Annotated in this window: 19 protein-coding genes; 13 read left to right on the top strand and 6 right to left on the bottom strand. The window is 60.7% G+C overall.

The features are described from left to right. Positions 1-70: 70 nt before the first annotated feature. Complete coding sequence (gene lpxH, locus RGM2987_RS13415; RefSeq protein ID WP_245141865.1) at positions 71-820, bottom strand: UDP-2,3-diacylglucosamine diphosphatase; 750 nt, start codon at positions 818-820, stop codon at positions 71-73. Continuing rightward, positions 817-1,320: a peptidylprolyl isomerase gene (locus RGM2987_RS13420; protein WP_245142007.1), complete on the bottom strand. Its 504-nt coding sequence runs from the start codon at positions 1,318-1,320 to the stop codon at positions 817-819. Before RGM2987_RS13420 ends, lpxH begins: the two co-directional genes overlap by 4 nt. A gap of 249 nt (positions 1,321-1,569) precedes the next feature. Here RGM2987_RS13420 and RGM2987_RS13425 point away from each other — a divergent pair, with 249 nt between their 5' ends. The 3 genes from RGM2987_RS13425 (at position 1,570) to RGM2987_RS13435 (ending at position 5,461) form a co-directional block, all read left to right on the top strand. Next, positions 1,570-3,267: a glutamine--tRNA ligase/YqeY domain fusion protein gene (locus tag RGM2987_RS13425; protein WP_245141867.1), complete on the top strand. Its 1,698-nt coding sequence runs from the start codon at positions 1,570-1,572 to the stop codon at positions 3,265-3,267. Between the two features lie 21 nt (positions 3,268-3,288). Further along, positions 3,289-4,671 carry a cysteine--tRNA ligase gene (gene cysS / locus RGM2987_RS13430; RefSeq protein ID WP_245141869.1) on the top strand — a complete coding sequence of 461 codons (1,383 nt, stop codon included), beginning with the start codon at positions 3,289-3,291 and terminating at the stop codon, positions 4,669-4,671. A 334-nt stretch (positions 4,672-5,005) separates the two neighbouring features. Continuing rightward, on the top strand, positions 5,006-5,461 hold the full coding sequence (locus RGM2987_RS13435; protein WP_245141873.1) for a DUF2214 family protein: 456 nt from the start codon (positions 5,006-5,008) through the stop codon (positions 5,459-5,461). A gap of 198 nt (positions 5,462-5,659) precedes the next feature. Here the strand turns inward: RGM2987_RS13435 and csrA are convergent, their stop codons facing one another. Next, on the bottom strand, positions 5,660-5,851 hold the full coding sequence (csrA, locus tag RGM2987_RS13440) for a carbon storage regulator CsrA (RefSeq protein ID WP_245141876.1): 192 nt from the start codon (positions 5,849-5,851) through the stop codon (positions 5,660-5,662). Between the two features lie 246 nt (positions 5,852-6,097). Here csrA and RGM2987_RS13445 point away from each other — a divergent pair, with 246 nt between their 5' ends. Continuing rightward, entirely contained in the window at positions 6,098-6,463 is a 366-nt protein-coding gene (locus RGM2987_RS13445) for an SPOR domain-containing protein (RefSeq protein ID WP_245141878.1), read from the top strand. A gap of 124 nt (positions 6,464-6,587) precedes the next feature. On the opposite strand, the gene RGM2987_RS13450 is transcribed toward RGM2987_RS13445, so the two are convergent. Together RGM2987_RS13450 and RGM2987_RS13455 are read right to left on the bottom strand one after the other, a co-directional pair. Then, positions 6,588-7,277, bottom strand: a complete 690-nt coding sequence (locus RGM2987_RS13450) for an endonuclease I family protein (protein WP_245141881.1) — start codon at positions 7,275-7,277, stop codon at positions 6,588-6,590. Between the two features lie 5 nt (positions 7,278-7,282). Further along, on the bottom strand, positions 7,283-7,561 hold the full coding sequence (locus RGM2987_RS13455; protein ID WP_245141884.1) for a DUF1654 domain-containing protein: 279 nt from the start codon (positions 7,559-7,561) through the stop codon (positions 7,283-7,285). Positions 7,562-7,836: 275 nt separating this feature from the next. Between RGM2987_RS13455 and RGM2987_RS13460 the strand changes: the two genes are divergently transcribed. From RGM2987_RS13460 to RGM2987_RS13490, 7 genes are read left to right on the top strand one after another with little or no spacing between them, the layout of a single operon-like run. Continuing rightward, a complete protein-coding gene (locus tag RGM2987_RS13460; protein ID WP_245141886.1) occupies positions 7,837-8,796 on the top strand; it encodes a sugar ABC transporter substrate-binding protein in 960 nt (319 codons plus the stop codon). A 54-nt stretch (positions 8,797-8,850) separates the two neighbouring features. Next, positions 8,851-10,404 (top strand): sugar ABC transporter ATP-binding protein, encoded by a 1,554-nt coding sequence (locus RGM2987_RS13465; RefSeq protein WP_245141888.1) that lies wholly within the window; start codon positions 8,851-8,853, stop codon positions 10,402-10,404. Next, positions 10,401-11,378: an ABC transporter permease gene (locus RGM2987_RS13470; RefSeq protein ID WP_245141890.1), complete on the top strand. Its 978-nt coding sequence runs from the start codon at positions 10,401-10,403 to the stop codon at positions 11,376-11,378. Before RGM2987_RS13465 ends, RGM2987_RS13470 begins: the two co-directional genes overlap by 4 nt. A gap of 3 nt (positions 11,379-11,381) precedes the next feature. Further along, positions 11,382-12,401 carry a LacI family DNA-binding transcriptional regulator gene (locus RGM2987_RS13475; protein WP_245141892.1) on the top strand — a complete coding sequence of 340 codons (1,020 nt, stop codon included), beginning with the start codon at positions 11,382-11,384 and terminating at the stop codon, positions 12,399-12,401. Between the two features lie 23 nt (positions 12,402-12,424). Then, positions 12,425-13,339 (top strand): ribokinase, encoded by a 915-nt coding sequence (gene rbsK, locus RGM2987_RS13480; protein ID WP_245141894.1) that lies wholly within the window; start codon positions 12,425-12,427, stop codon positions 13,337-13,339. After that, complete coding sequence (gene rbsD, locus RGM2987_RS13485; protein ID WP_245141898.1) at positions 13,336-13,740, top strand: D-ribose pyranase; 405 nt, start codon at positions 13,336-13,338, stop codon at positions 13,738-13,740. Before rbsK ends, rbsD begins: the two co-directional genes overlap by 4 nt. A gap of 29 nt (positions 13,741-13,769) precedes the next feature. Continuing rightward, entirely contained in the window at positions 13,770-14,798 is a 1,029-nt protein-coding gene (locus tag RGM2987_RS13490; protein WP_245141905.1) for a nucleoside hydrolase, read from the top strand. A gap of 139 nt (positions 14,799-14,937) precedes the next feature. On the opposite strand, the gene RGM2987_RS13495 is transcribed toward RGM2987_RS13490, so the two are convergent. Then, positions 14,938-15,135, bottom strand: a complete 198-nt coding sequence (locus RGM2987_RS13495; protein WP_245141910.1) for a hypothetical protein — start codon at positions 15,133-15,135, stop codon at positions 14,938-14,940. Positions 15,136-15,261: 126 nt separating this feature from the next. On the opposite strand from RGM2987_RS13495, the gene RGM2987_RS13500 reads away from it, so the two are divergent. Both RGM2987_RS13500 and RGM2987_RS13505 read left to right on the top strand, forming a co-directional pair. Then, entirely contained in the window at positions 15,262-15,567 is a 306-nt protein-coding gene (locus RGM2987_RS13500; RefSeq protein WP_245141932.1) for a hypothetical protein, read from the top strand. Positions 15,568-15,729: 162 nt separating this feature from the next. Next, positions 15,730-16,044 carry an I78 family peptidase inhibitor gene (locus RGM2987_RS13505; RefSeq protein WP_245141934.1) on the top strand — a complete coding sequence of 105 codons (315 nt, stop codon included), beginning with the start codon at positions 15,730-15,732 and terminating at the stop codon, positions 16,042-16,044. The last annotated feature ends 62 nt before the right edge of the window (positions 16,045-16,106 follow it).

Genomic DNA, 16,106 nt, shown 5'->3' on the forward strand with positions numbered 1-16,106 from the left:
ATTCAACATTTTGGGCGACAGACACACCGCTTTCGCGAGCAAGCCCGCTCCCACAGGGGCGGCGGATGCTTTAAGTGCTTGGCAATGCCAATTGCGGATTGCCAAACCCGAACGGTGCCAGCGCAAACCCTTGTTCATCCACCTGCAACGCCCAGCCTTGCTTGTCCCAATCCCCTAGCACTATGCGTCTCGCGGCATGTTCGCCGAGTTGCAGTTTGTGGATAGCGGGGCGGTGGGTGTGGCCGTGGATCAGGGTGCTTACGCCGTACTGCTGCATGACCCGTGGGATTTCCTCGGGCGTGACGTCAACGATGTCGTTGGCTTTCATCCGCGTCTGCGCACGGCTTTCACTGCGCAACTTGCGCGCCAGTTTCTGGCGAGTGCCCAGCGGCAGGTGGCGCAGGATGAACAGCGTGACCGGGTTGCGCAGCCAGCGGCGCAGCTTCATATAGCCTTCGTCGCGGGTGCAGAGGCTGTCGCCGTGCATCAGCAGCACCGGCTCGCCGTTGAACTGCACGACACTCGGGTCCTTGAGCAGGGTGCAGCCGGCCGCTTTGCAGAAGGCCTGCCCCAGCATGAAGTCGCGGTTGCCGTGCATCAGGAAAATCGCCGTGCCGCTGTCGCTCAGTTCGCGCAGGGCCTGGCAGATGGAACGCTGGAACGGCGTCATGGCATCGTCGCCGATCCAGGCTTCGAAAAAATCGCCCAGGATGTACAGCGCTTGCGCCGCACGGGCGCGGGTGGCCAGTAAATCCAGAAACGCCCGGGTGATGTCCGGGCGCTCCTCTTCCAGATGCAGATCTGAAATCAGCAGTATCACTCAATGATCTCGGCTTTCTCGATGATCACGTCTTCTGCCGGTACGTCCTGGTGGCCCGCCTTGGACGTGGTGGAAACGCCCTTGATGCTGTCGACCACGTCGGTGCCTTCGATCACTTCGCCAAACACGGCGTAGCCCCAACCTTGCACGGTCTTGCCGCTGTGGTTGAGGAAGCTGTTGTCAGCCACGTTGATGAAGAACTGCGCGGAGGCCGAATGCGGCTCCATGGTACGGGCCATGGCGATGCTGTACTTTTTGTTCGGCAGGCCGTTGTCGGCTTCGTTCTGGATGCTCGGGCGCTTGTCTTTCTTTTCTTTCATGCCTGGCTCGAAACCACCGCCCTGGATCATGAAGTTACCGATGACGCGGTGGAAAACGGTGTTGGTGTAGTGACCGGCCTGGACATACTCAATGAAGTTGGCAACGGTCAGCGGCGCTTTTTCGGCGTTCAGTTGCAGAACGATGTCGCCGTGGTTGGTGGTCAGTTTGACTTTGCTCATGATGACTACTCTTTCAAGGAATTCGTGGGTTTCGGGGCGCGAGCGCCCGCAACCGGTCTGGCTGCAATCGGCCAGGTTCGGCAGTTTAGCCTGCCAGGCGCGAAATTCGAGGCTGTTTTTCGTCAGGCCGTCGATTAAATTCAATCGTTTACCGGCCTGGCCTGTCAGCCGCTTGACAGCATCGGCTATGATACGGGCTTTGATTTATCAGGCCGCACCCGGCCGCGCACTTGTCTGTTCAAGGATCCTATGAGCAAGCCCACTGTCGACCCTACCGCGAATTCCAAGACCGGCCCGGCCGTGCCGGTCAATTTCCTGCGCCCGATCATCCAGGCGGACCTGGACTCGGGTAAGCACACACAGATCGTCACTCGCTTTCCTCCTGAGCCTAACGGCTACCTGCACATCGGCCATGCCAAGTCGATCTGCGTGAACTTCGGCCTGGCCGAGGAGTTCGGCGGCGTCACGCACCTGCGTTTCGACGACACCAACCCGGCCAAGGAAGACCAGGAATACATCGACGCGATCGAAAGCGACGTCAAGTGGCTGGGCTTCGAATGGTCCGGTGAGGTGCGCTACGCCTCGCAGTATTTCGACCAGTTGCACGACTGGGCTGTGGAGCTGATCAAGGCCGGCAACGCCTACGTGTGCGACCTGACCCCCGAACAGGCCAAGGAATACCGCGGCAGCCTGACAGAGCCAGGCCGCAACAGCCCGTTCCGTGAGCGCAGCGTCGAGGAGAACCTGGACCTGTTCGCCCGCATGCGCGCCGGTGAGTTCCCGGACGGCGCACGCGTGCTGCGGGCCAAGATCGACATGGCCTCGCCGAACATGAACCTGCGCGACCCGATCATGTACCGCATCCGCCACGCCCATCACCACCAGACCGGTGACAAGTGGTGCATCTACCCCAACTATGACTTCACCCACGGCCAGTCGGACGCTATCGAGGGCATCACCCATTCGATCTGCACCCTGGAATTCGAAAGCCACCGTCCGCTGTACGAGTGGTTCCTGGAGCATCTGCCGGTGCCGGCCAACCCGCGCCAGTACGAATTCAGCCGCCTGAACCTGAACTACACCATCACCAGCAAGCGCAAGCTCAAGCAACTGGTAGACGAGAAGCACGTCAACGGCTGGGACGACCCGCGCATGTCGACGCTGTCGGGCTTCCGTCGCCGTGGCTACACGCCGAAATCGATCCGCAATTTCTGCGAGATGGTCGGCACCAACCGTTCCGACGGCGTGGTGGACTTCGGCATGCTGGAATTCAGCATCCGTGACGACCTCGACCAGAGCGCCCCGCGTGCGATGTGCGTGCTGCGCCCGCTGAAAGTGGTCATCACCAACTACCCGGAAGGCCAGGTCGAGAACCTCGAGCTGCCGCGTCATCCGAAGGAAGACATGGGCGTGCGCGTGCTGCCGTTCGCCCGGGAAATCTACATCGACCGCGACGACTTCATGGAAGAGCCGCCAAAAGGCTACAAGCGCCTGGAGCCTGCCGGTGAAGTGCGCTTGCGCGGCAGCTACGTGATCCGCGCCGACGAAGCGATCAAGGACGCCGACGGCAACATCGTCGAGCTGCGTTGCTCCTATGACCCCGACACCCTGGGCAAGAACCCGGAAGGCCGCAAGGTCAAGGGTGTGATCCACTGGGTGCCGGCCGCCGCCAGCGTCGAGTGCGAAGTGCGCCTGTACGATCGTCTGTTCCGTTCGCCGAACCCGGAGAAGGCCGAAGACAGCGCCAGCTTCCTGGACAACATCAACCCTGACTCCCTGCAAGTACTCACTGGTTGTCGTGCCGAGCCTTCGTTGGGCAACGCACAGCCGGAAGACCGTTTCCAGTTCGAGCGCGAAGGTTACTTCTGCGCGGATATCAAGGACTCGAAGCCAGGTGCTCCGGTATTCAACCGTACCGTGACCTTGCGTGATTCCTGGGGTCAGTGATCAAGTCTTAAGGGAAACCCTGTGCTTACGATCTACAACACGCTCACCAAGAGCAAAGAAGTCTTCAAGCCGCTCGATGGCAACAAAGTGCGCATGTACGTCTGCGGCATGACCGTGTACGACTACTGCCACATCGGGCATGGCCGCAGCATGGTCGCCTTCGACCTGGTAACCCGCTGGTTGCGTTTCAGCGGGTATGACCTGACGTATGTGCGCAACATCACCGACATCGAAGACAAGATCATCAACCGTGCCCGGGAGAACGGCGAGCCTTACGATGCGCTGACCGAGCGCATGATCAAGGCCATGCACGAGGACGAGGCGCGCCTCAATATCCTCAAGCCGGACCTGGAACCGCGTGCCACGGACCACATTCCGGGCATGCTGGCGATGATCCAGACCTTGATCGACAAGGGCTATGCCTATGCACCAGGCAATGGCGACGTGTACTACCGCGTCGCCAAGTTCATGGGCTACGGCAAGCTGTCGCGCAAGAAGATCGAAGACCTGCGCATCGGCGCGCGCATCGAAGTCGACGAATCGAAACAGGACCCGCTGGACTTCGTGCTGTGGAAAGCCGCCAAGCCGGGCGAACCGAGCTGGGAGTCGCCATGGGGCGCCGGGCGTCCGGGCTGGCATATCGAGTGCTCGGTGATGTCCACCTGCTGCCTGGGCGAGACCTTTGACATTCATGGCGGCGGCAGTGACCTGGAATTCCCGCACCACGAAAACGAAATCGCCCAGAGCGAAGCGGCGACCGGCAAGACCTACGCCAACGCGTGGATGCATTGTGGCATGATCCGGATCAACGGCGAGAAGATGTCCAAATCGTTGAACAACTTCTTCACCATCCGCGACGTGCTGGAGAAGTATCACCCGGAAGTCATTCGTTACCTGCTGGTGTCGAGCCACTATCGCAGCGCGATCAACTATTCGGAAGACAACCTCAAGGACGCCAAGGGTGCCCTGGAGCGTTTCTACCACGCGTTGAAGGGCCTGCCGAGTGTGCCGGCGGCCGGTGGCGAAGCGTTCGTGGCGCGGTTTACCGAAGTGATGAACGACGATTTCGGCACGCCGGAAGCCTGCGCGGTGCTGTTCGAGATGGTGCGCGAGATCAACCGCCTGCGCGAGAGCGATCTCAATGCAGCGGCGGGCCTGGCAGCGCGCCTGAAGGAACTGGCCAGCGTGCTGGGTGTGTTGCAGCTTGAGGCCGATGAGTTCTTGCAAGCTGGGGCTGAAGGGCGGGTAGATGCCGCTCAGGTCGAAGCCTTGATCCAGGCGCGCCTGAGCGCGCGGGCGAACAAGGACTGGGCCGAATCCGACCGCATCCGCGACCAACTCACCGCCATGGGCGTCGTGCTGGAAGACGGCAAGGGCACAACGACCTGGCGCCTGGCGGACTGAGTCCGACTACGCACGATACCCAGTGGGAGCGGGCTTGCTCGCGAAGGCGTTCTAACCGTCAACGATGATGTTGGCAGTGAGGACGCTTTCGCGAGCAAGCCCGCTCCCACAGTGGTTGTGTGGTGGACGCAAGACCGATGACCGCCGTCATTCCCCTGTGGTAGCTGAGCTTGCTCGCGATAGCGGTGGGTCAGCTTGCATCTGTGGTGAGTGTGCCGATGCCTTCGCAAGCAAACCCACCCCCCACAGTTTTTTTGTGTTCAGCCTGCTGATCCCCCTTTTATGAGCTAGTACTGTCAGGTCAATCCGACGTTCACTGACAGGCGTCTCTCCCATGTTGGCTCATTGGTCTCTGGCAGCAATCCATCTCCTGGCCTTCGCCCTCGGCTTCTGGGCAGTGCTCACCCGCGGCACGGCGCTGCGGCGCCTGGCGGGTGGCGCGGATGCGGTGCGCAACGTGTTGATGGCGGATAACGTGTGGGGCCTGTCGGCGCTGGTGCTGTTGGTGACCGGTGGGATGCGGGCGTTTGGCGGGTTCGAAAAAGGCTCGGACTATTACCTGCACCAGCCGCTGTTTCACCTGAAGATGACGCTGTTGCTGCTGATCCTGCTGCTGGAAATCGCGCCGATGATCGCCCTGATCAAATGGCGGATAGGCTTGGGCAAGGGGGCGGCTATCGATCCTTCTCGGGCCGGTCGGTTTGCCCGCATCAGCCACATCGAAGCCTTGCTGCTGCTCTTGATGATGATCGCGGCCACGGGCATGGCTCGCGGCGTGGGCCTGGACTGACCGACCGCAAACGCCCGCTTCATCGCCATTAAAACGAAATGTCTGACAGCCATGCTATGAGCCATGCCATTAGTATCGGGTTCACGGGCTGGACGAAAAGCAAAAGGCGGGGGATAGCGGGGGGAGGCGAGGGCGGCCGGAATCTTTAGCCAGCCATTGCAGGGATGCAAACGGGCTGGCTACGGACTGCCGCAAGGCTCAGGATTGCGGTTTGTCGGGGGCGGTAAGGCCGGCCTGGATCCGCTGATAAATCTCCTCGCGATGCACCGCAACGTTTTTCGGGGCGTTGATGCCGATCCGGACTTGTTGGCCGCTCACGCCCAGAATGGTGATCGTGATGTCGTCACCAATGTTTATGCTTTCACCGACTTTGCGGGTGAGTATCAGCATGGTGTTCTCCTTGATTGCTTTATAGGGCACCTGATTGACAGTGCAGATGTCGGTACTGCTTATAGATTAGTGCTAAGTGTCACAATGTGAGTGCCTCTTTCTGACGTGCAGACGCAGCATTAATTCCCAGGGTGCGACTATACAGAGACGCCGGACAGGATTCTCGTGTTTTGAGCGCTGTTTGCGGGGGTTCTTGTCGGGCGTGGGTGCTAAAATTCCCGCCTCATGTCTTCCAGGGGAAACGTTGTGCGCAAATTGGCTTGGGTTATCGCGGTATTGGTGTTGGCAGGGTGCGGTGAAGGGCGGGATGTCCAGGCGCCGAAACCCAACCCCGCCGCGACCTCCGCACCGGTCGCCGCTGCCGCGCCGCAGTGGGCTGTCGAAGTTCGAGGCGAGACGCCGCAGGCTGTCAGCGACCTGACCGGCTGGCTCATCGAGCACAGTTTCATGTCGAACGTCTTCAAGGAAAACGGCAAGGATCGGGTCCTGGTCGGCCCTTTCAGCTCCAAGGCCGAAGCTGAAGCCGGTCAGGAGAAGATTACCGCTGCCCTGGTCCGGGCCAAGAAGCGCAATATTGAAACGCAAGTCGTGGATTACCCGACTGCCCAATGATCGGGTGGCACTCCATCAACTGTGGGAGCGAGCCTGCTCGCGATATCGGTAGATCAGTCAACATCTGCATAGGTTGATCCACCGCTATCGCGAGCAGGCTCGCTCCCACAGGTTAAATGTCAGATCAACCGCAGGCCTTCATATCCACCGGCCCCACGAACTCGTTCCCGCGCCCCATGACGCACGCCACGCTCTGGTTGCGCTGGCGCTCCCAGCTCTCCACTGGGTAAGTCTTGTCCCAGGCTTCATACAGGCGTCGGTCCTGTTTCGACAATTGCAGGCCGTACTGCTTGCTCATGTAGAAATACGTGCGGGCGATCATCCCCCGGATCGAAGGGCGGGGCATGACCTTCTTGGCCTTGAAATCCACCTGGGTCAGGCATGAACCGTACTGGCCTTTCTGTTCTGGCAGCCAGCCGAAACTGAAATTGCTGCGGTCACCGTTCACCTCGCCGATGCTTGGCACCAGGTTGTGCAGGTCAGCCTCGGCCCGTTGATAGACCGGGTCGTAGCGGGTGCAATTCTTGCGACCGCCTTGTTGCCAACATTGCCGCTGATGGCCGATCTGCCATGCCGGGACGATATGTTCCCACTCGATGCGGGCGGCGCGGCTGGCGTTTTTCCGTGGTACATATCCGCAGGCCGCCAGGTTGACCCGATTGCCGGTGTATTTGCAGCCGCAGTAAAACTCGGTGGATTGTGGCGCGTAGAGCTTCCAGGCGACTTTCTTGGCTTCGTTGAAGGTGCGCGGGGCACCGGCCTGTGCGCCCATGGCGACAAACACAAGCACTAACGCTAAACAGCGAACACTCATCGGACTCAATCTTCCTTCGGCACTACCCAGAAAACCTGCACACCACCATCGTCGCGATAGGCGAGGGTCACGTTGTCGTTCTCGTCGATTTCTTCCAACAGGCGTTCCCACTCATCCACCGGCTCATCGGGCAAGCGGAAGATCAACGCGGCCTTGGCTTTTTGCGCGGTGGGGGCGTTGATGATTTTCGAAACCCGGAGGCCGAGTCGCGTATAGGAATCCAAGGGGGTAGTTGCAGCGGAGGGCGTTGCCACAGGATTATCCTTATTAAGCTGTACGGGCATACAGTATTTAACCGTAGGCGTTTACGCAACTACTTAAAATTCAAGAAAATCGTCTGACAGCACTTTTTTCGTTTTGGTGTAGGAGGAGGCGGTTTTTTTATTGAGTTGAATAAACAAGCGAGACGATCAAGCCTGGGCTATGGTGTGCTGCGCAAAGGCGGATTTTCAAAGTTGACAAATCCCCGAAGCCTTACCATAGTTCATTCCACGCAAACGTTTGCGCGGCGTTCCGTGCGATGATTTGCTCACAATAATCATAAGATCGGAGTGAACCCATGAAGTTGCCATTCGCTGGACGCCTTCTCGCTGTCGCCATGCTCGCGGCCGCATCCGCTGCACTGCCTGTCTCCTCGGCATTCGCCCAGACCGCTGAAAAGCCCAAGGTTGCCCTGGTCATGAAATCGTTGGCCAACGAGTTCTTCCTGACCATGGAAGACGGCGCCAAGGCCTACCAGAAAGAACATTCCGCCGATTTCGAGCTGATCTCCAACGGGATCAAGGACGAGACCGACACCGCCAACCAGATCCGCATCGTCGAGCAGATGATCGTGTCCAAGGTCGACGCGCTCATCATCGCGCCCGCAGACTCCAAGGCCATGGTGCCGGTGATCAAGAAAGCCGTGGACGCTGGCATCACGGTCATCAACATCGATAACCAGCTCGATCCTGCCGTGGTCAAGAGCAAAAACATCAACGTCCCGTTCGTAGGCCCTGACAACCGCAAGGGTGCGCGACTGGTGGGTGAGTACCTGGCCAAGCAGCTCAAGGCCGGTGACGAAGTCGGCATCATCGAGGGCGTGTCCACCACCACCAACGCACAGGCGCGGACGGCGGGCTTCAAGGACGCGATGGAAGCGGCGCAGGTCAAGGTCGTGTCCTTGCAATCGGGTGACTGGGAAATCAACAAGGGCAACCAGGTTGCCGCTTCGATGCTCAGCGAGTACCCGAATATCAAGGCGTTGCTGGCCGGTAACGACAGCATGGCGGTCGGCGCCGTATCGGCCGTGCGCGCTGCGGGTAAGGCGGGCAAGGTGCAAGTGGTCGGCTACGACAACATCAATGCCATCAAACCGATGCTCAAGGACGGTCGTGTCCTGGCTACCGCCGACCAGTTTGCCGCCAAGCAGGCGGTATTCGGCATCGAGACAGCCCTGAAGATCCTCAAGAAAGAAAAAGTCGAGATCGGCGACAACGGTGTTATCGAAACTCCAGTCGAGCTGGTGACCAAGCAGTAATCCTGGCGACAAAACGGCGCTCGCCCACTCGGGCGAGCGCATGGAGAGTTTTTTATGTCCGTTCGCGACCCGAACGCTGTCCTGTGTGTCAGCGGCATCGGCAAGACCTATGCCCAGCCGGTACTGACCGGCATCGACCTGACGTTGATGCGCGGTGAAGTGCTGGCGCTGACCGGCGAAAATGGTGCTGGCAAAAGCACCCTGTCCAAGATCATCGGTGGGTTGGTGACGCCGACCACCGGGCAAATGCAGTTCCAAGGCCAGGATTATCGCCCCGGCAGCCGTACCCAGGCTGAAGACCTCGGCGTGCGCATGGTAATGCAGGAACTCAACCTGCTGCCGACCCTGTCCGTGGCCGAGAACCTGTTTCTCGACAACCTGCCCAGTCGCTGCGGTTGGATCGACCGCAAGCAACTGCGCAAAGCGGCGATCGAAGCCATGGCCCAGGTCGGGCTCGATGCGATTGACCCCGACACCCTGGTCGGCGAGTTGGGCATCGGCCACCAACAAATGGTCGAGATCGCCCGTAACCTGATCGGCGATTGCCACGTGCTGATTCTCGACGAGCCGACTGCGATGCTGACGGCCCGTGAAGTCGAGATGCTGTTCGAACAGATCACTCGCTTGCAGGCTCGGGGCGTGGCGATCATCTACATCTCCCATCGCCTTGAAGAACTGGCACGGGTGGCCCAGCGCATTGCCGTGCTGCGCGACGGCAACCTGGTCTGCGTCGAGCCGATGGCCAACTACAACAGCGAGCAACTGGTGACCCTGATGGTCGGCCGGGAACTGGGCGAGCACATCGACCTGGGCCCACGGCAGATCGGCGCGCCGGCGCTGACCGTTAGCGGCCTGACCCGTTCGGACAAGGTCCGCGATGTGTCCTTCGAAGTGCGCAGTGGTGAAATCTTCGGTATTTCCGGGCTGATCGGGGCAGGACGCACCGAGCTGTTGCGCTTGATCTTCGGCGCCGACACGGCCGACAGCGGTACGGTCGCACTCGGCTCACCGGCCAACGTCGTGAGCATCCGTTCCCCGGCCGATGCGGTGGCCCACGGCATCGCGCTGATCACTGAAGATCGCAAGGGCGAAGGCCTGCTGCTGACGCAATCCATTGCCGCCAACATAGCCCTGGGCAACATGCCGGAGATTTCCAGTGCTGGCATCGTCAACGGCAGCGATGAACTGGGCTTGGCCCAGCGGCAGATCGATGCCATGCGGATCCGCAGTTCCAGCCCGACGCAGTTGGTATCCGAGCTGTCGGGCGGTAACCAGCAGAAAGTGGTGATCGGTCGCTGGCTCGAACGCGATTGCTCGGTGCTGCTGTTCGACGAGCCAACCCGTGGCATCGACGTCGGCGCCAAATTCGACATTTATGCGCTGCTGGGTGAATTGACGCGCCAGGGCAAGGCGTTAGTCGTGGTGTCCAGTGACCTGCGCGAACTGATGTTGATCTGCGACCGGATCGGCGTGCTGTCCGCCGGGCGTCTGATCGATACGTTCGAGCGCGACAGCTGGACCCAGGACGACTTGCTTGCCGCCGCCTTCGCCGGCTACCAGAAACGTGATGCGTTGCTCAACGAAGCAGCGCCTAGGGAATTTTCATGAAAACCGCATCTGCCGTCGGTAAATCCACTGGCAACTTCTATGGCCTCGGCACCTACCTGGGCCTGGCCGGCGCCTTGCTGGCGATGATCGCGCTGTTCTCGGCGCTGAGCAGCCATTTCCTGTCCTATGACACCTTCAGCACCCTGGCCAACCAGATTCCGGACCTCATGGTGCTGGCGGTCGGCATGACCTTCATCCTGATCATCGGCGGCATTGACCTGTCGGTGGGTTCGGTGCTGGCGCTTGCGGCATCGACTGTCAGCGTCGCGGTCCTCGGCTGGGGCTGGAGCGTCTGGCCGTCGGCATTGCTCGGCATGGCCGTGGCTGCGCTGGCGGGCACGGTGACCGGGTCGATCACCGTGGCGTGGCGAATTCCTTCGTTCATCGTTTCCCTCGGCGTGCTGGAAATGGCCCGGGGCCTGGCGTACCAGATGACTGGCTCGCGGACCGCCTACATTGGCGACTCGTTCGCCTGGCTGTCCAATCCCATCGCCTTCGGTATTTCGCCTTCGTTCATCATCGCCTTGCTGGTGATCTTCATTGCCCAGGCGGTGTTGACCCGGACCGTGTTCGGCCGCTACCTGATCGGCATCGGTACCAACGAAGAAGCCGTGCGTCTGGCAGGTATCAATCCAAAGCCCTACAAGATCCTGGTGTTCAGTCTGATGGGTTTGCTCGCCGGTGTGGCGGCGCTGTTCCAGATTTCGCGCCTGGAAGCGGCGGATCCCAACGCCGGCTCGGGGCTTGAATTGCAGGTCATCGCGGCCGTGGTGATTGGCGGCACCAGCCTGATGGGCGGGCGCGGTTCGGTCATCAGCACTTTTTTCGGCGTATTGATCATCTCGGTGCTGGCGGCGGGCCTGGCGCAGATCGGCGCCACTGAGCCGACCAAGCGCATCATTACCGGTGCGGTGATCGTGGTGGCGGTGGTGCTCGATACCTATCGCAGCCAGCGCGCCAGTCGGCGGGCTTGAACCATGGCAACGATCAAGGATGTGGCGGCGCTCGCGGGGATTTCCTACACGACCGTGTCCCACGTGGTGAACAAGACCCGACCGGTCAGTGAAGAGGTGCGGCGCAAGGTCGAGGCGGCCATCGAGCGCCTGGACTACGTGCCCAGCGCCGTGGCCCGATCACTCAAGGCCAAGACCACGGCAACCATCGGCTTGCTGGTGCCCAACAGTCTCAACCCGTACTTTGCCGAGTTGGCCCGGGGCATCGAGGATTACTGTGAGCGCAATGGCTATTGCGTGATCCTGTGCAATTCCGATGACAACCCGGACAAGCAGCGCAGTTACCTGCGGGTGCTGCTGGAAAAACGTATCGACGGGTTGATCGTCGCTTCCGCCGGTGGCGACGTCGGCCTGGCCGAGGGCTTGACCGGCGTGCGCACGCCCATGGTGATCGTCGACCGTGGCCTCGACGGCCTCGACGCCGACCTGGTGCGCATCGACCATGAACATGGCGCGTACCTGGCGACCCAGCACCTGCTGGAGCTGGGCCATCGCGACATCGCCTTCATTGGCGGCCCCGCCGAAACCAGCGTGGCGCAAATGCGTCTGGCAGGTTACTGCCGTGCCCTGAAAGAGGCGGGAATCGAGCTGCCAGTGGAACGCATGCTCGAAAGCGATTTCACCAGCACCGGCGGCTACCGCGCTGCCGCTCGCTTGCTGGAGCAACAGCCGCCCAGCGCGATCTTTGCCGCCAACGACATGATCGGCATCGGCGTGCTGCGCGCCGCCGCCGAGCGCAACGTGCGGGTGCCCAGCGACTTATCGGTCATCGGCTTTGATGACATTCAAATGAGTCGCTATGTCTATCCGGCGTTGACCACGGTAGGCCAGTCGATCCTGCAGCTCGGCGAAATGGCCGCTGAAGTGTTGCTGCGGCGGATCGCTACGCCGGGGACTGCCACCGACCAGCGGATCGTGACGCCGAGCATTGTCCTGCGAGAGTCGACTGCGCCGCTGTCCGGTGCATTCGCCCAATACCGCTGAACCGAATTGATGAGTAGTGATGTATGCCAGCAAAAGTAGTGGTAATAGGCAGCCTGAACATGGACCTGGTGACCCGGGCGCCGCGTCTGCCCCGTGGCGGTGAAACGCTGATCGGAGAGTCGTTCTGCACCATCCCCGGCGGCAAGGGCGCCAACCAGGCCGTCGCCGCCGCACGCCTCGGCGCCCAGGTATCCATGGTTGGCTGCGTGGGCACTGATGCCTACGGCGAGCAATTGCGCGGTGCGCTGTTGGCCGAGGGCATCGATTGCCAGGCGGTCAGCGTCGTGGACGGCTCCAGCGGCGTGGCGCTGATCGTGGTCGACGACAACAGCCAGAACGCCATCGTGATCGTGGCCGGGGCCAACGGCGTGTTGACGCCTGAAGTCGTGGACCGTTTCGACGCGGTGCTGCAAAGCGCCGACGTCATCATCTGCCAGCTCGAAGTGCCGGATGCCACCGTGGGTCATGCCCTCAAGCGCGGTCGTGAGCTTGGCAAGATCGTCATCCTCAATCCGGCGCCAGCCTCCCATGTCTTGCCGTCGCAATGGTATGGCTACGTCGATTACCTGATCCCTAACGAAAGCGAAGCCGCGATGTTGAGCGGGCTGGCGGTGGACTCGCTGGAAACCGCCGAGGCCGCGGCAACGCATCTGATCGCCGCCGGTGCCGGTAAGGTGATCGTGACCCTGGGGGCCCAGGGCCTGATGTTTGCCAATGGCTCAAGCTTCGAGCATTTCCCGGCACCCTTGGTCAAGGCAGTGGACACCACGGCGGCAGGCGACACCTTTGTCGGCGGTTTCGCTGCGGCACTGGCCGCAGGCAAAAGCGAGGTCGAGGCGATTCGCTTCGGCCAGGTTGCCGCCGCGCTGTCGGTGACCCGGGCAGGCGCGCAACCTTCCATTCCCACGCTGCCGGAAGTACAGGCGTTCAAATCATGAAAAAAACTCCGCTGTTGAATGTGGCGCTGTCTCGACTGATCGCCTCCCTGGGGCATGGCGACAAAGTGGTCATCGGTGACGCCGGCCTGCCGGTGCCGCCCGGGGTCGAGTTGATCGACCTGGCCCTGACCCATGGCATTCCTGACTTTGTCAGCACCTTGAAGGTGGTGCTCAGTGAAATGCAGGTTGAAAGCCATGTACTGGCCGAAGAAATCCACGATAAACAGCCGGCGGCCCTGGTGGCGCTGGAGGCGTTGACGGCCGAAGGCGCGCTGGGTGCTCGGGAACTGGTCAGCCATGAACAGTTCAAGATACTCAGCCGACAGGCCCGGGCGATCATTCGTACAGGCGAATGCTCGCCGTACTGCAACATCGTGCTGATTGCCGGCGTCACGTTCTAGATTCGTCCACCCTGCACAAGGAGTGCGCCATGCGCCGCTATGCTCAGAAAATGCATCAACTGGTCCGGAGCCTGCTGCTTTTGTCACTGATCACTGCCACAAGCGCCCAGGCGGCGGAAAAAATCGAGTTGATCATCGACACCGATCCCGGTGCCGACGACGTGGTGGCGCTGCTGTTCGCCCTGGCGTCGCCTGAGGAACTGCACATCCGCGCCCTGACCACCGTCGCCGGCAATGTGCGCCTGGACAAGACCTCGCGCAACGCGCGCCTGGCCCGGGAATGGGCAGGGCGCGAGGAAGTGCCGGTCTACGCCGGTGCGCCGAAGCCGCTGATGCGCACACCGATCTACGCGGAAAACATCCATGGCAAGGAAGGCCTGTCGGGTGTCACCGTGCATGAGCCCAAGCAAGGGTTGGCGAAGGGTAACGCCGTCAATTACCTGATCGACACGCTCAAGGCTGCCAAGCCCCACAGCATCACTATTGCCATGCTCGGTCCGCAAACCAACCTGGCCCTGGCATTGATCCAGGAGCCTGAGATCGTCCAGGGCATCAAGGAAGTGATCGTGATGGGCGGGGCGCACTTCAACGGTGGCAATATCACGCCGGTGGCGGAATTCAACCTGTTCGCCGACCCGCAGGCCGCCGAAGTGGTGGCCAAGAGTGGCGTGAAGCTGACGTACCTGCCGCTGGACGTGACTCATAAGATTCTCACCAGTGAGGCGCGGCTGAAGCAGATTGCTGCGGTGAACAATAACGCCAGTAAAATCGTCGGCGATATCCTCAACGAATACGTCAAGGGTGACATGGAACACTACGGCATGTCGGGTGGGCCGGTGCATGACGCAACGGTGATCGCCTACTTGCTCAAGCCGCAGCTGTTTACCGGTCGTTCGGTCAACGTCGTGGTGGACAGTCGCGAGGGCCCGACGTTCGGGCAGACGATTGTCGATTGGTACGACGGCCTGAAGGCGCCGAAGAATGCCTTCTGGGTGGAGAACGGTGATGCCCAGGGGTTCTTTGACTTGCTGACTGAGCGCCTGGCGCGGCTCAAGTAGCCTGCCTTCAAAAGGTCAGGCAGCCAGTGCAGGACCTGTGGGAGCGGGCTTGCTCGCGATGGCGGCGGCACATCCAACGCAGATGCAAGCTGGCAAACCGCTTTCGCGAACAAGCCCGCTCCCACAGGTTCGCGGCGTCTCAATCCACGGCGTCAACGATGCTCGGATAGCGCTCGAACGCCTGCTGGATAAAGTCGCGGGCCACTTCCGTTCCCAGCGCCTTCACCAGCAGTTCTATCCCAATGATTGCCAGTTCCTCGGGGCTGCCCGGGCTGTATGAGCTGTGGCCCTCCGACCATTTGGCATTGATGGTGGCTTCGATGCTGACGGTGTTCATGGTCGGACTCGCGAGTTGGAGGTCTGTAGGCGCAGTTAAGCATTTTTGCCATGGATTTGGCACTGCGACTTAGGCAGGGCAGGAGGCCTGTGCGACACTGGCTTTTTTATTGACGAGGAGCCTGCAGTGCAGATTGATTTGAACGCGCCTGGCGGCCTGACTCTCGACGCAGTGCGCCAACTGCTGGCGTCGGCCAGCGACGACGAACATACCCAGTTGCGGGTGACCAAGGGCGGTATTGCCTATTTGTCTTCGGGTGTGGTCGGTGGCACTGACATCGACGGTTTGTTGTTTCGCCTCGAGACGTGGGCGAAAGGCTCGGGGTATGTCGGACGGGTCGCCGCCAGCGACGAGGTCTGGGTCATGCAGATCTATAATGCGTTGAAGGATAACTGGCCCAACCCGCCCTTTGATTACATCGACGTTTATTGAGCGTTGTTCATATTCAGTCACGATTCAGCTCTGAACAGGATGTCTGGCTCAGGCAAACTGCCGGTTTTCCCAATGAGGGCAAGCTGATAGTCCGGTGTTGAAACCAAGCGCCGTCCGGGCTGTCGCACGTTCTCTGTTTATCCATTAGAAAAAGGAGGCTTCATGCCTTGGAAGCTCGTGTCATTGGGTACTTTGCTGGCTGCCGCATTCTTGAGCGGTTGCAGCAGCACCTCTGAATCGACCCCCGATCCTGTGGCAGCCGAGACCGGTCATAGCCGCTGCGAGGCAAAGGGCGCCGAGTTCGCGATAGGCAAGCAGGCTTCGCCACAATTGCTGGAGCAGGCCCGTACCCGCGCGGGTGCGCAGAATGCCCGTATCCTCAAGCCCAATGACATGGTCACACTTGAGTACCGCTCCGATCGCCTGAACCTCAATACCGACGCCAACCTGGTGGTCAATCGGGTGAATTGCGGCTGATCGCCGGTTTTCAATCGAGCATAAAAAACCCCGTCACATGGACGGGGTTTTTTTAGCGCGCC

Origin of the sequence: Pseudomonas sp. RGM2987 (assembly GCF_022952855.1) — a bacterium.
Taxonomy (GTDB): Bacteria; Pseudomonadota; Gammaproteobacteria; order Pseudomonadales; family Pseudomonadaceae; genus Aquipseudomonas.

Bases quoted from the DNA above. Each gene is read 5' to 3' on its own strand.
- RGM2987_RS13460 (WP_245141886.1), top strand. From the start codon at position 7,837: ATGAAGTTGCCATTCGCTGGACGCCTTCTCGCTGTCGCCATGCTCGCG.
- RGM2987_RS13490 (WP_245141905.1), top strand. From the start codon at position 13,770: ATGCGCCGCTATGCTCAGAAAATGCATCAACTGGTCCGGAGCCTGCTG.
- RGM2987_RS13475 (WP_245141892.1), top strand. From the start codon at position 11,382: ATGGCAACGATCAAGGATGTGGCGGCGCTCGCGGGGATTTCCTACACG.
- RGM2987_RS13425 (WP_245141867.1), top strand. From the start codon at position 1,570: ATGAGCAAGCCCACTGTCGACCCTACCGCGAATTCCAAGACCGGCCCG.
- RGM2987_RS13465 (WP_245141888.1), top strand. From the start codon at position 8,851: ATGTCCGTTCGCGACCCGAACGCTGTCCTGTGTGTCAGCGGCATCGGC.
- RGM2987_RS13455 (WP_245141884.1), bottom strand. From the start codon at position 7,561: ATGCCCGTACAGCTTAATAAGGATAATCCTGTGGCAACGCCCTCCGCT.
- csrA (WP_245141876.1), bottom strand. From the start codon at position 5,851: ATGCTGATACTCACCCGCAAAGTCGGTGAAAGCATAAACATTGGTGAC.
- RGM2987_RS13435 (WP_245141873.1), top strand. From the start codon at position 5,006: ATGTTGGCTCATTGGTCTCTGGCAGCAATCCATCTCCTGGCCTTCGCC.
- RGM2987_RS13505 (WP_245141934.1), top strand. From the start codon at position 15,730: ATGCCTTGGAAGCTCGTGTCATTGGGTACTTTGCTGGCTGCCGCATTC.
- RGM2987_RS13420 (WP_245142007.1), bottom strand. From the start codon at position 1,320: ATGAGCAAAGTCAAACTGACCACCAACCACGGCGACATCGTTCTGCAA.
- RGM2987_RS13495 (WP_245141910.1), bottom strand. From the start codon at position 15,135: ATGAACACCGTCAGCATCGAAGCCACCATCAATGCCAAATGGTCGGAG.
- RGM2987_RS13450 (WP_245141881.1), bottom strand. From the start codon at position 7,277: ATGAGTGTTCGCTGTTTAGCGTTAGTGCTTGTGTTTGTCGCCATGGGC.
- rbsD (WP_245141898.1), top strand. From the start codon at position 13,336: ATGAAAAAAACTCCGCTGTTGAATGTGGCGCTGTCTCGACTGATCGCC.
- rbsK (WP_245141894.1), top strand. From the start codon at position 12,425: ATGCCAGCAAAAGTAGTGGTAATAGGCAGCCTGAACATGGACCTGGTG.
- RGM2987_RS13470 (WP_245141890.1), top strand. From the start codon at position 10,401: ATGAAAACCGCATCTGCCGTCGGTAAATCCACTGGCAACTTCTATGGC.